This is a genomic window from Ekhidna algicida, from assembly GCF_051379705.1.
Lineage (GTDB): Bacteria > Bacteroidota > Bacteroidia > Cytophagales > Cyclobacteriaceae > Ekhidna.
The window spans coordinates 2,680,707-2,693,190 of sequence record NZ_CP179868.1 but is presented as its reverse complement, the minus strand read 5'-3'; the positions used below and the strand labels follow the sequence as shown (position 1 = coordinate 2,693,190).

Genomic DNA, 12,484 nt, shown 5'->3' with positions numbered 1-12,484 from the left:
TGTCGAAAGACAGAATTGCTTAACTTTCTTTAAGAATTAGACCTTGTATTTCTAAGGTCTGCAATACAAAAACAACCTACTCATGAAATATATAATTGGTGCTATCATCGTTTTATTACTTGGATTGCTATACTACTACCAATCTGATTCAGAAGTAAGCAAAGAGTTTCGACCGCTGGTGAAGGCCATAGACTATAAAGTGAAGCACATCGACCAAAACCATCGTATCAGTATTATAGAAGATGATTTTATTCAATCAGATTCTTCTTACAAGGTCCGTGGCTATTTTAACGGTAATCGCCTGATCAAACTTGTGGGTATCATAAAGACTCCTCATTATGAGCGTGACGACTATTTCTATTTCGAAAACAATGCTCCGATATTCTCTGGTCATATGATGAATTTCATGGATGATAGACTCGCAGAGGAGTTTAAGTATTACTATCAAAATGGTAAGGTTGTAGAGAGTCTATATTGGAAAGACTATTATGAGCCCGGAAGGCGGTTCCCTCATGAGACTTTTGAAGAGTTTAATCCCAATATGGATAGCTTGATGAATGAGGAAAACAATCGCATGAATTTTTACCTCACCAAGCTGGAGAAGGAGGGATTTGAGATTAAGCATATCAACGAAAACCTGGAAGCTAACACAGCCCGATGACTCTGGAGGAAGCGCAGCAGGTAGTAGATGATTGGATCAAGACAAAAGGTGTTCGCTACTTCAATGAACTCACCAATATGGCCATGCTTACGGAAGAAGTTGGTGAGCTGGCAAGAATCATTTCAAGAACTTACGGAGAACAATCTTTTAAAGAATCTGACAAAAACCGAGACCTAGGAGATGAGATGGCCGATGTGCTATGGGTACTCATTTGTCTTGCCAATCAAACGGGCGTAGATCTTACAGAAGCATTAAAAAAAAATCTGGATAAGAAAAACAGCCGAGATGCAACGCGGCATTTGGAGAATGACAAGCTGAAGTGATTAATTACTCTGCATCATAATACTCCTGAATCTTCTTTTTGTCTTCTTCAGGAATATTGGGATCAGCCAGTAGCTGCCAGGCTCGCTGGCGTGAATTGATCTTGTACTTAAGTAGGACATTGTTTTCTTTTTCCCGCTTGCGGATACGACGTGTCATGATGAAGATGCCCACCTGGACAAGCACAACTACTGCTATGAGAATATAGATTGAAGTCATAGCTATACTACGATCTCTCCATCTACCAGTTTCGGTACTACCTGATATTCATTTTCTGTCATACAAAATTCGAGATCTTCTTCTATACCAAAACCACTAAGTCGCTCGGCGTGGCTCGACTGTTTTGCAATGCCAAATAGATTTTCATGATTGGCTATATATAGCTGATGGGCAATCAATGCGGAATCTCCTAAAGTCTTCATTTCCTCTGCACATTCATCTATCAATGCTCCGGCGAAAAGTGTGTCCTCAAGATTGGGCGTTCCTTTCCACCCTGCACAATGAATGACCACATCAGTTTTGGATTGAAGGATATACGCAGCGATACTCTCTAGATTTAGGAAAGCGCCAATGATGATCTCTTTTGCTTTTTCAGACTTGATGATAGCTTGTGATCCGTTGGTAGTCGAGATGACGACTTTCTTGCCTTTTACTTCATCCTTCTGATACTCAAAAGGGGAGTTTCCCATATTGAATTCCGGTACCTTAATACCTCCACGCTCACCTGCCATGAGGTAGCCTTCCTTGCCCAATGCTTTGGTTTCTTCCACCTCGCCAACAGGTTTAATAGCTTCGACACCATTTGCAAGTCCGGTCACAATACATGATGTAGCTCTAAAAATATCTACCACGACCACAATCTTTCCTTTCAGCTCGTGCTGATGGATCAGATCAGGTGTTAAGCAAACTTCGATGGTTTTCATTATCCTAATGTTAGATTCTGCCAGGTTTTGTGAAGATCCTTTGGGTCACTTCAAAAATGGAGGTCTTACCACTTTGGCCTTCACCGATTTGTCTCGAATGATCACATTGATTTCCGTATCTGGCTTACTGTTTTCGATGGTTACATATCCCATTCCAATACCCATATTCAGTGAAGGAGACATGGTTCCTGAAGTCACTTTTCCGATTATGTTGCCGTCAAGGTCAGCAAGTTCATAATCATGTCGAGGAATTCCTCTCTCCATCATTTCGAAACCAACTAGTTTTCGTTGAACACCTGCTTCTTTCTGAGCTTTCAAGTTTTCTGCATTCACAAAGTCTTTAGTGAATTTTGTCACCCAACCAAGACCTGCCTCCAGCGGTGAAGTTTCATCTGTAATATCGTTTCCATACAAGCAGAATCCTTTTTCCAGTCGGAGTGTATCTCTCGCACCAAGGCCAATTGGTTTTATGCCGAATTCTTCGCCTGCCTCAAAGATTTTATTCCACACGTCTTGCGCGTCTTCTTTGTTAATATACAATTCGAATCCACCTGAACCTGTGTATCCGGTGGCGGAAATGATCATCTCATAACCCGCAAGAAAAGCCGCCTTGAAATGATAGAACTTAACTTCTGACAGATTTACTTCGGTAAGCTTTTGAAGTGTCTCTACCGCTTTTGGTCCTTGCACAGCTAGCAATACCAAATCGTCAGAAACATCTTCCATGTCTACTCCCCACTTATCCTGACTCTTGATCCAGTTCCAATCTTTCTCAATGTTGGATGCATTCACCACCAACATGTATTTCTCTTCTGAGAATCGATAGACAAGCAAATCATCTACAATTCCACCTTTGTCATTGGGTAAGCAAGAATATTGCGCCTGCCCATTGACGATCTTCGATGCATCATTGCTTGTTACCCATTGGATTAAATCCAGTGTGTGCGGTCCGCGTAACATAAATTCTCCCATATGAGACACATCAAAGACACCTACACCTTCGCGAACAGTTAAATGTTCTTCTTTATCTGAGGAGTATCGAACAGGCATGTTATATCCTGCAAAGGGTGTCATTTTTCCACCTAACTTTTCGTGCAGGTCATTCAAGGGGATTTGTTTCGTTTCCATGCGTATTAGCTATTAAGTTTTAGTCCGACCGGACAATGATCCGATCCCATGTATTCATTGTAAATGTGCGCTTCGGCAACTTGATCCTTCAGCTTTTCACTCACCAGAAAGTAATCGATTCTCCATCCTACATTTCGTTCACGCGCACGATACTTATAATTCCACCACGAGTATTTGATTTCTTCCGGATACTTCATTCTAAAGGTATCAATATAGCCTTCGCCAAGCAACGCATCCAGCCCATCGATCTCAGTTTGCGTATATCCTGATTGCTTATTGAAATTTTCTTTTGACCTGGCGATATCAATTTCTGTGTGAGCGACATTAAGGTCACCACAGATAATAACTGGCTTTTTCTCCTCCAAACTGATAATGTATTCTCTAAATGCATAATCCCAAGTAGCTCTATAATCCAGTCGCTTCATGCCTTCTCCTGAATTCGGCGTATAAACTGTAACAACAAAGTAGCTTTCAAACTCTGCTGCGATAACTCTTCCCTCCTGATCGTGTTCCTCGATTCCCATATCGTAAAAAACCTCAAGCGGTTTTTCCTTAGAAAGAATTGCCGTTCCTGAATAGCCTTTTCGAGCTTTGGAGGAGTTTACTGCTACTTCATATTCAGGCAGTAACTGTAGTGCGGTTTTTACATCTTCCGGTTGTCCCTTGGTTTCTTGAAGGCACAGCACATCCGGATTCATCTCTTTCACATCTTTGATGAAATCTTTTTTGATCATGGCTCGAATGCCATTTACGTTCCAGGAAACCAAGTGAATTTGAGACATTGAAGATGTTGTTTTTTTCGTTAAGTGCGCAAAGAAAGGCACTACATGTCATTATTAAAACTTAATTCCAAACTTGGGTAAACTGTTGGGTTAAATCCGACAAAATATTATCAACTATTCAATTAGCTATCCTACTTTACACCCATTCATCACCTCACGCTGTGGACGCAACAAAACCACATCATTTTGTTCATTGTAGATTCCCATGACCAGACATTCGCTTATGAACGGGCCTATTTGCTTAGGCGGAAAGTTCACAACTGCAATCACTTGCTCTCCCTTAAGGCGTTTTTTATTATACAAATCGGTGATCTGCGCCGAGCTCTTTTTGTGGCCAATCTCCGGGCCAAAATCTATGGTAAGAATGTAGGCTGGTTTGCGCGCTTCAGGGAATTCTTCGGCTTTTACGATGGTCCCTACTCTCATGTCAATTTTTGCAAAATCGTCCCAATGAATCATAGCTTTTTGTACAGGTGTTTAAGGTTTTTGTTCAATCTTTTTATGTGATGTTCATTGCTTATATCGTTTCTTCTCTCCTCCAATGTTTCAATAAGTGAATTGATATTTGAATCGTTCACTACTTCAATTAGACGTTCTGCATATTGTCCTAATTGGTTTGAAGGCGCTTTCATCAATTGCTCTTGTATCAACAAAAATACATCCGCCTGAAATCGTGAATCTTGATACAAAGTAATCATGATACGATAGCCGTGATCTCGTGTTACTACAGTGCCGATATCCATAGCATCAATGATTTGAGGTAATGCTTCAAACAACTTTTCTTTTTGCAGCTGTGCAACATGAGCGAGGGCTATCATGCTTCCAAATATGACTCGGTTGATTGGGCTCTTCAATTCTTCAATTAAAAAATCAACCTGCCCAGATAACAATTTAGGATTGAGTTCTCCTACATACGCCAGAGCCAGTATTGCATCTGCTTGGGCACGTTGCTTGGGCCTATTTAGAATGAAGGAAACCATTTCCTCTACTTGTTTCTCATCTCTTGCATCAACAATTTGTTTCGCCACTATCTTATTTGGCTCCTGATCGTTTCGATCCAACGCATATGCAAGATTGTCGTGAATAGGCATTCGTGAAATTTTAGGCAAAAAAAATCCTGACACTTTGGTCAGGATTAAATTTATGCTTTTCCCAGATTATTAGCTTGCACAGAATTCTTTCAATCTTCTGTTTTTGCCTGGTTCTCTTAGTTTTTGAAGCGCTTTTTCTCGAATTTGTCTCACACGCTCTCGTGTGAGTCCCATGGCGTCTCCAATTTCCTCAAGTGTAAATGGATTGTCACATCCAATGCCGAAGCTCATCATTACTACTTCTCTCTCTCGAGCTGTAAGTGTAGATAACGCTCTCATAGTTTCCACCTTCAATGAGTCATTGAAAACAAGATTGCCATCTGTAGGGCCTGTAGTTACGTTCTCAAGCACGTCAAGAAGTGATCCGCTTTCGTCTTCACCGAATGGTGCGTCCATTGACATTTGCTTCACCTCTGCACCTAGTGTATTTCTTACTTCACTTGGCTTCATGTCGAGGATATCAGCTAGCTCTTCTTCTGTTGGCTCACGCTCAAACTGCTGCTCCAGCTCGGCATATGCTCTTCTGATCTGGTTAATAGCACCAGATTTGTTCATCGGAAGACGAACGATACGAGACTGCTCAGCTAGCGCCTGCATAATGGACTGACGAATCCACCATACTGCGTATGAGATAAACTTAAACCCTTTTGTTTCGTCAAATTTCTTGGCTGCTTTGATCAATCCAAGGTTTCCTTCATTGATCAGGTCGTTTAGTGGTAAGCTTCTGTTCTGGTATTGCTTAGCTACAGATACCACGAACCTAAGGTTTGCTTTAACGAGTTTTTCCAATGCCAGATCATCGCCCTCTTTGATTCGCTTGGCAAGCGTCACCTCTTCATCCGGAGTAATCATTGGAACATTACTTACCTCAGTAAAATATTTCTCCAGGGTGTGGCTCTCTCTCCTGTTGGTAATTGACTGGGTAATCTTTAACTGTCGCATATTATCTTATTAAAAACTAATTTGTTATGGGTATAAAAAAGCAATCTGCAAAGATAGGCTTTTGACCTTTGTATTTGCAATAGACTGCCATATAATATACGACTAATGAACCAGAAATTGTGTGTTCTGGTTTCAGATTTCTTCAATTCTGGTAAAAATTCGTCGAATAGTCAGAATTTCAATCACCAGGATGTATTCTGCTCAGGGAATTCGTCTAACCTCAAATCATAAGAAAAGGGGATTACTCGAACAAGAACTGCAAAAAATGGTTAGCGAAGGTCAAATGATGAATTCTTGTCTTTGCTTTCTTAGGAAGTAAATACCAAAACTGATTGACCCTATGCTCAAGATTCTATTGGGCCAGGTGAACTGTGACCTGATGTGTGCCTCGGTAATTGAAGTAAATGAAAACAAAATCTCAATTCCTAGTCTTGCGACTCCCCATAGAACAAGCATCACGGCGACAATTTTAATTATTCTTCTGGATGACTTATTCTTCTTTGAGAGCGCATAATAAATTCCGGAAAGCATGAGTGTACCAACTATAAAAGGTACGATACTACCAAGAATCAGATAGTCAATTCCTTTAAGAAAAAATATCGTCCCACAGACAATCAATGATCCAAAGTAGATTGGATTAGACTCAAAACTTTCTTTAATTGTTACCATTGATAATCTCTTTTATTACCTCAAAAACAAACAGAGTTGAGCCGGCCAGGTAATCAAAATTGACAGTCTCATAAGTATCCGCCGGCGTATCCTTATATGGAGATGAATCTCGTTTACCATATGCTTCATTAATTCCTATTGCCTGAAAGCCTGCTTGTCTGAATGAGTGATGATCGGTTGAGTTGATACTGGTCACGTACAATGGGATTTCCATCTCTACAGCCTTTTCTCTGTAGGCTTCTTCAAGTGCTTTAGTAGGAAGTTCCAACTCCATCTCTTTATTCCTATCACCATCCCAGCCTACCATATCAAAGGTGTGAACAGAATGAATATTTAAGTCTTCTGCTTTCAGGTATTTCGCGAAAGCTTGGCTTCCCACCAATTCTTCTTCCTCTTGATCAAAAAAGACAATGATCACGTTCATCCTTCGCAAGTCCAGGGAATTGAGCATTTTTCCAACGCTATATATCAGCGCTGATCCTGACGCATTATCAATAGCTCCCGGACAATCTAATTCCGTATCAAAGTGTGCACCAAGAACCACGTACTCATTACTCTGATTAGTAGACGGAATGATTGTGTACACATTTCCTCCTCTAAAAGGTGAAAATATCATATCAATTAATGGATTTATGTTGGGCATCCGATATGATTGCTCCTTTGGCTCCAGGCCAATTGCTTCTATTTTATCCATCAAATACTGTCGGGCGATTTTTCTGTTTTCAGGTGTATCTCTTGATTCAAGAAGAGATCCATCAGATAGTGGAAATTTGCCAGATAGTTGACCAATCAGCTGCTGCTGTTCTTTGATTAAAAACTCTGTCTGCCCATTGACTGTAGCAATGCCGACAAAAAATAAGTAAATGATTATGACACTCTTTTTCACTCGTATCTAATTGAATCGACCGGATTCGATTTTAGGGTCTTGTTGCTGACTGTCACAATAACCAGACAGCTTATTACTATAACGAAAAGGATCACCAGCAAGAAAATCATTGGGGAAATTCCAATGCGATATTCAAAGCTGGCCAACCATTGAAAAGCCAGCCACCAGCACATTGGAATAGAAATGAGGGAAGCTAGCAAAACGAATTTGATAAACTCGCGTGTATGCTGACTGATGAGACTTAAGAAGCCTGCACCCAATATTTTCCGAATGGCTATTTCCTTTTTTCTAGAAATCACATTGTAGGAGGAGAGTCCGATCATTCCCAACACTGCAATAAAAAATGAAAGTATGGAAGCGCCTACAAACACATTTCTGAAGGTAGCTTCCTTTTCGTATTCCCGTTGAACCATATCATCCATAAATTCCCAAGTCATCACCTTGTTAGTATCATAAATGTTGTGGATAACCTCAATTTCCTCGAGTGTTGCAATGGTATTAAACCCACTCAGCTGAATGACAATATCATCCAAGCTAACGAATGGGTTGTTGTAATGACCAATAACACACGGGCCAATAGACTTTCGAAGTGATCGATAATGAAAGTCGCTTACGATTCCGATTACACGCGCATTTAATTCATCTCCAGCGACTTCTTGTATTTTGATAAGCTGACCGATTGCATTATTTCCACCATATATTTCTGCGGCGGTCTCATTTATGATTACAGAAATACTATCCTTACCAGTCATACCTGAAAAGTCCTGGCCTGCAATTAATTGAAGTTCCAATGTTGAGAGTCCATCCTTATCTACGCCATAGTATCTCATCGGTACTTTCTCATCTGGACGGTCTGCAGTATTTACCTCCACGGCGGTTCCCGATCGATATCCACTGATCATTCGTGTAAGCCCGGTTACTTTCTGAACATCTTTTAGTTTCAATAGTTCGTCTTTGATTTTTGAGTAGTTGTTCCTGACCTGTCCGCTGTTAATTTCCACAACGACTAATTGTTCTGTATTAAATCCAAGAGACTTACTATTCATGTACTTATACTGTTGATTCACGATTATCAACCCAGCCAATATCGTTACTACAAAAAGGTATTGAACAATGACAAGAGACTTCCGTAGACTATCCTTCCCTTTGGTAGAAATGGTCATGTTTTTGATCACATTTACAACCGAGTATCTACTCAGGTGAAAGGCCGGATAGAACCCGGCAAATAGTGTCACTAAAACAATGGTAATCAAAAAGTAGGGCAATGATTCCAGCAGGAACGGAATGGTTAATCTAAGCTCTATTCCGGTTAGCATGTTAAAATATGGCAGCAGGAAATAAGTGAACAGCATACCTAAACCGAATGATGCCAAGACCATAAGAAATGATTCTATTAAGAATTGAACTGCTACCTGTTGGCTTTGTGCTCCCATGGCTTTCCTCACACCGACCTCTCTGGATCGTTTGATGTATCGCGCCGTAGAAATGCTGATGTAATTGAAGCAAGCCATGAGTAAGATGATTGAGCCAACAATCATCAAAAACTTTACTTTGGTCCGATCACCTTTGACGTACTCATTGATTCGGCCATCAATGCCATGCGAATCAAAATGGAGGTCAAGAAGTCCAAGTAAATAATGCCTGTTGATGGCTTCTTTGTCCAAGTACTTTTCAAGCATTGCAGCAACTTTGGATTCAAACAGATCTTTGTCATTTGCGTCTTTCAATAAGACATATGTGGCTACAGGGTCACCTTTCCAATGAAAGAATAAATTCCTGAAGTTTTCAGAAACGTTATCCAGGAACACATCGTAATCCTGGGAAAGGATAAAATTGAACTGAATGTATGAATTGGCCGGAATATCCTCTAGCACTCCAGTAACGGTAAATCTGCCGTAAAACTCCAGATCCACCTCTTTCCCTATGGGATTATCGAATTCAAAGTACTTTTTGGCTAGCGATTCTGTCAAGATGATTGATCGCTTTTGTTTTAATACTTCAGAGGTATTTCCGTCTTTCAGGTCAAAATCGAAGATTTGAAAGAATTCAGGGCCAGCAACTATGCCATCTTCCTCGAAGAAGCGCTTTCCATCTGCTTCGGTCCAAGTAGAAGATGCTGCATGGATGGTTACTGCATTTTCTACTATGTCAAGATCTGTTCTAAGCGCGTTAGAAAGCTGCCAAGAAGTCCAAATTTCGGGATCTATGCCATCAGCATTTTCGAATTCCTGGATTACCTGATAAATCCTATCCGCTTTCGCGTGAAAGCGATCAAAGCTCATTTCATTTTGTACCAACAACACAAGAGCCAGGAAAACAGAAAGACCCATCGATAGTCCAAAAAGGTTGAGAGCTGTAAACTGACGATCCTTAACAAGGGCGCGAAAGCCTACCTTGAAATAGTTCCTTATCAATCCGAATTTGTTCATCTCGCCATGTTTAAGATTTACCCACCTAAGTGACCTCAGCACATTCCAGAAAAGAAAGGCGTTTGCTCTTTTTCTGGATTGCTTGATTCTCATCTGGTAGAGTTCCAGGATGTCACCTTCGATTTCATCGAGGTATTCATCCTTACAAAACCAGCGCAAGAATTTTAATGGCCACTTTGGTGGTTGAAGGTTCATTATTCGTACCGGATAGATTGTACCGGATTAGCTTTGGCAATCTTGAAAATCCTTGCCAAAACCGTGGTAAATGATATAAGCAAAACGACCACAAATGCAATAATGAGCAGATCTATGCTTAAGTTAATTCTGTATGCAAAATCTGCTAGCCAATCACCAAACAGCCACCAGGAAACTGGAGCCGCAATGACTAAGGAAATAAGCAATAGAATGAAGTAATCTTTCAATATTAGAGTCGCAATATTTTGAACACTTGCTCCCATTACCTTGCGCACGCCAATTTCTTTGGTCTTACGCTCTACAGTAAAATTGATCAATCCGAAGAGTCCAAAGGCAGATATGATGATTGACACGATCGAAGCTATGAGAATGATTGTGCTTCTACTTTCTTCTGCTTCATAAAAGCGTTCCCACTGCTGATCAAGAAAATGAATTTCGGCGGGCGTATTGGGATCAAACTGCGCATTCACTTCTTCTATATGTGCAATAGTTTCCTTTGGATTTTGACTGTATTTGATAGTGAAATAATCAATGGATCTTACGTGATTATTCCAATGGGTAATTAACACAGGTCCTATAGGTTCGTAGAGTGATTGAAAGTGGAAATCTTCCACGATTCCCTTGATTCGCATTTTTACTGAATCACCGTCAGACATTACCCAAATGCTTTCACCGATTGGCTGCTCGAAGTTTAGTGTTGCAGCCGCTTTTTCATTTATCAAAATATACAAGCTATCCGACTTATCTGCTCCAGTGAAATTTTCTCCATCCACCAAACTTATGTCATACGTATCGAGCCAATATTTATCGGCAGCATAGTGACTAAACTCGACGGGCTGATCCGTCAGGTTCTTACTCACACTTGCTATCGGGATATCTTTCCATTCTCCAGGAACTCTGGATGATGTTGACGCATTGATCACATCCGGATTTTTCTTTATGCCCGCAATGATATTTTTGAAGTTGCTTCTGGCAGCACCTGAGTTAATATCTAGCACAATTAGATTCTGATTGTCAAACCCTAAATCTTTTGACTGCACGTAGTTAAGCTGCCTGAAAATCACCATTGATCCGATGATCAAGAAAATGGATAGCGAATATTGTACCCCTACTAATCCTTTCCTCAGCAAATCTCCCTTACCTGAAAATGCATTTTTCATAATTAGCAGGGAGCGTTTCAATTTTGAATAATACAATGCTGGCAACATTGCAGAAACCATCCAAATGATGATTATTGTGGCGATGTGGTAGATGATGAAGTCCGAGGAATAGAGCAGCGCTAAGCTGAAATCTTTATTGGCAATTTCCAGAAAGAGCGGAAATAGAATTACGATCAAGGCAATGGAAATGATGTATGCAATGGCAACTGTGATAAATGTCTCAAAAAAAAGCTGGCCGATTAGTTGGCGGTTATTTGCTCCATTTATTTTTCTCATGCTTGCCTCCAATGTTCGCTTTAGTGCCTGCACAGAGGAAAGGTTCACATAGTTAAGTGCTGCAATGAAGATCACTAAGAACCCCATCATCAATATCATAGACACAAACTCTCGATCACTGTATGGAATTGATAGCAGCGGTGCTGGTCCACCATTTTCTATGTGAGTAGACCCTAGATGAACTTCACTCAATGGGTGCAGATAAAAATCAAATCTTTCTTGTGCCTCACCTTCAAGGTATTTATCAATGAAATTGTCCTTCGATGCATAAATATCCTCAGGAGTAGCTCCCTCTTTCAGCAACACCCATGTTTGCATGAATTGCGTATCCCAATCGCTTAGAAAATCTTGCCATCCTTCTGGCATTTGATCTGGATCCATGACGTACATGGAAGTGAATCTGTAGCTGGAATTTCGCGGCATATCTTTTATAACGGCAAGTACTTCCACAGTCTCAAACCTTGATTCATCTACAACCTCCCCAACCACATCGGTTTTTCCAAAAAGACTCAAAGCCAATTCTTCAGTTAAAACGATTCCTGTAGGTCCTTCAAATTGTTTTTGTGGGTCGCCATCGAGTATTTCAAAATCCAGGATGTCAAACATTCCCTTAGTGACTATCGCCCAGGTTCTGTCGGCAATTCTTTTGTCATCCTTCACAAGCACATGTGAACCGAAATAGGTTGTCCAGCCCGTTTCTTCTATCGCCGGGAAATCCGTTTTCAATGCCAGTGCCAGTGGGTTTGGGCCAGATAGGTAATGATGCACACCATCTTCTTCGGTAATCTCATGTACCACCCGATATACCCTGTCTTTTTTGCTGTGAAATTGATCAATATTCTGTTCGTCATAAACGAACATGAGAATGAAGAAAAGAATAGTAAGCCCAAGAGATAGGCCAAGTATATTCACTAAATAGTGTGGTGTCTCTTTTCGAAATCTGCGAAAGTAGATCTTGGTATAGTTTTGATATAAGTTCATAGTCCAATTATTTAGTTGAGTTTTTTTGAGGTTTATCCAC

The 12,484-nt window shown here is 40.5% G+C and carries 13 protein-coding genes; 2 read left to right on the top strand and 11 right to left on the bottom strand.

Translation table 11 applies throughout. The features are described from left to right. The first annotated feature begins 82 nt into the window (after positions 1-82). Together ACL8WY_RS11840 and ACL8WY_RS11835 are read left to right on the top strand one after the other, a co-directional pair. Complete coding sequence (locus tag ACL8WY_RS11840) at positions 83-661, top strand: hypothetical protein (RefSeq protein ID WP_436514959.1); 579 nt, start codon at positions 83-85, stop codon at positions 659-661. After that, complete coding sequence (locus ACL8WY_RS11835; protein WP_436514957.1) at positions 658-984, top strand: nucleotide pyrophosphohydrolase; 327 nt, start codon at positions 658-660, stop codon at positions 982-984. The genes ACL8WY_RS11840 and ACL8WY_RS11835 overlap by 4 nt, the downstream gene beginning before the upstream one ends. Before the next feature lie 4 nt (positions 985-988). Here ACL8WY_RS11835 and ACL8WY_RS11830 read toward each other — a convergent pair whose 3' ends face one another. The 11 genes from ACL8WY_RS11830 to ACL8WY_RS11780 all read right to left on the bottom strand — a co-directional run bounded on the left by ACL8WY_RS11830 (position 989) and on the right by ACL8WY_RS11780 (position 12,444). Continuing rightward, complete coding sequence (locus ACL8WY_RS11830) at positions 989-1,201, bottom strand: hypothetical protein (RefSeq protein ID WP_436514955.1); 213 nt, start codon at positions 1,199-1,201, stop codon at positions 989-991. Between the two features lie 2 nt (positions 1,202-1,203). Further along, positions 1,204-1,905 (bottom strand): 2-phosphosulfolactate phosphatase, encoded by a 702-nt coding sequence (locus tag ACL8WY_RS11825; protein ID WP_436514954.1) that lies wholly within the window; start codon positions 1,903-1,905, stop codon positions 1,204-1,206. Between the two features lie 45 nt (positions 1,906-1,950). Further along, positions 1,951-3,033: a glycine cleavage system aminomethyltransferase GcvT gene (gene gcvT / locus ACL8WY_RS11820; protein WP_436514952.1), complete on the bottom strand. Its 1,083-nt coding sequence runs from the start codon at positions 3,031-3,033 to the stop codon at positions 1,951-1,953. Between the two features lie 5 nt (positions 3,034-3,038). Further along, entirely contained in the window at positions 3,039-3,815 is a 777-nt protein-coding gene (locus tag ACL8WY_RS11815; protein ID WP_436514950.1) for an exodeoxyribonuclease III, read from the bottom strand. Positions 3,816-3,941: 126 nt separating this feature from the next. Further along, the gene (locus ACL8WY_RS11810) at positions 3,942-4,274 is read right to left on the bottom strand and encodes a tRNA-binding protein (RefSeq protein ID WP_436514949.1); all 333 of its coding nucleotides are present in this window, start codon (positions 4,272-4,274) and stop codon (positions 3,942-3,944) included. After that, entirely contained in the window at positions 4,271-4,906 is a 636-nt protein-coding gene (locus ACL8WY_RS11805; protein WP_436514947.1) for a hypothetical protein, read from the bottom strand. Before ACL8WY_RS11805 ends, ACL8WY_RS11810 begins: the two co-directional genes overlap by 4 nt. Positions 4,907-4,975: 69 nt before the next feature. Then, the gene (locus ACL8WY_RS11800) at positions 4,976-5,848 is read right to left on the bottom strand and encodes a sigma-70 family RNA polymerase sigma factor (protein ID WP_348280047.1); all 873 of its coding nucleotides are present in this window, start codon (positions 5,846-5,848) and stop codon (positions 4,976-4,978) included. Positions 5,849-6,127: 279 nt separating this feature from the next. After that, a complete protein-coding gene (locus tag ACL8WY_RS11795; RefSeq protein ID WP_436514945.1) occupies positions 6,128-6,517 on the bottom strand; it encodes a hypothetical protein in 390 nt (129 codons plus the stop codon). Then, complete coding sequence (locus ACL8WY_RS11790) at positions 6,504-7,403, bottom strand: M28 family metallopeptidase (RefSeq protein ID WP_436514944.1); 900 nt, start codon at positions 7,401-7,403, stop codon at positions 6,504-6,506. Before ACL8WY_RS11790 ends, ACL8WY_RS11795 begins: the two co-directional genes overlap by 14 nt. Beyond that, positions 7,400-10,027, bottom strand: a complete 2,628-nt coding sequence (locus tag ACL8WY_RS11785; RefSeq protein WP_436514942.1) for an ABC transporter permease — start codon at positions 10,025-10,027, stop codon at positions 7,400-7,402. Before ACL8WY_RS11785 ends, ACL8WY_RS11790 begins: the two co-directional genes overlap by 4 nt. Then, the gene (locus ACL8WY_RS11780; protein WP_436518058.1) at positions 10,027-12,444 is read right to left on the bottom strand and encodes an ABC transporter permease; all 2,418 of its coding nucleotides are present in this window, start codon (positions 12,442-12,444) and stop codon (positions 10,027-10,029) included. The genes ACL8WY_RS11785 and ACL8WY_RS11780 overlap by 1 nt, the downstream gene beginning before the upstream one ends. Positions 12,445-12,484: the final 40 nt, after the last annotated feature.

Bases quoted from the DNA above. Each gene is read 5' to 3' on its own strand.
- ACL8WY_RS11810 (WP_436514949.1), bottom strand. From the start codon at position 4,274: ATGATTCATTGGGACGATTTTGCAAAAATTGACATGAGAGTAGGGACC.
- ACL8WY_RS11805 (WP_436514947.1), bottom strand. From the start codon at position 4,906: ATGCCTATTCACGACAATCTTGCATATGCGTTGGATCGAAACGATCAG.
- gcvT (WP_436514952.1), bottom strand. From the start codon at position 3,033: ATGGAAACGAAACAAATCCCCTTGAATGACCTGCACGAAAAGTTAGGT.
- ACL8WY_RS11835 (WP_436514957.1), top strand. From the start codon at position 658: ATGACTCTGGAGGAAGCGCAGCAGGTAGTAGATGATTGGATCAAGACA.
- ACL8WY_RS11800 (WP_348280047.1), bottom strand. From the start codon at position 5,848: ATGCGACAGTTAAAGATTACCCAGTCAATTACCAACAGGAGAGAGAGC.
- ACL8WY_RS11825 (WP_436514954.1), bottom strand. From the start codon at position 1,905: ATGAAAACCATCGAAGTTTGCTTAACACCTGATCTGATCCATCAGCAC.
- ACL8WY_RS11815 (WP_436514950.1), bottom strand. From the start codon at position 3,815: ATGTCTCAAATTCACTTGGTTTCCTGGAACGTAAATGGCATTCGAGCC.
- ACL8WY_RS11780 (WP_436518058.1), bottom strand. From the start codon at position 12,444: ATGAACTTATATCAAAACTATACCAAGATCTACTTTCGCAGATTTCGA.
- ACL8WY_RS11840 (WP_436514959.1), top strand. From the start codon at position 83: ATGAAATATATAATTGGTGCTATCATCGTTTTATTACTTGGATTGCTA.
- ACL8WY_RS11830 (WP_436514955.1), bottom strand. From the start codon at position 1,201: ATGACTTCAATCTATATTCTCATAGCAGTAGTTGTGCTTGTCCAGGTG.
- ACL8WY_RS11785 (WP_436514942.1), bottom strand. From the start codon at position 10,027: ATGAACCTTCAACCACCAAAGTGGCCATTAAAATTCTTGCGCTGGTTT.
- ACL8WY_RS11795 (WP_436514945.1), bottom strand. From the start codon at position 6,517: ATGGTAACAATTAAAGAAAGTTTTGAGTCTAATCCAATCTACTTTGGA.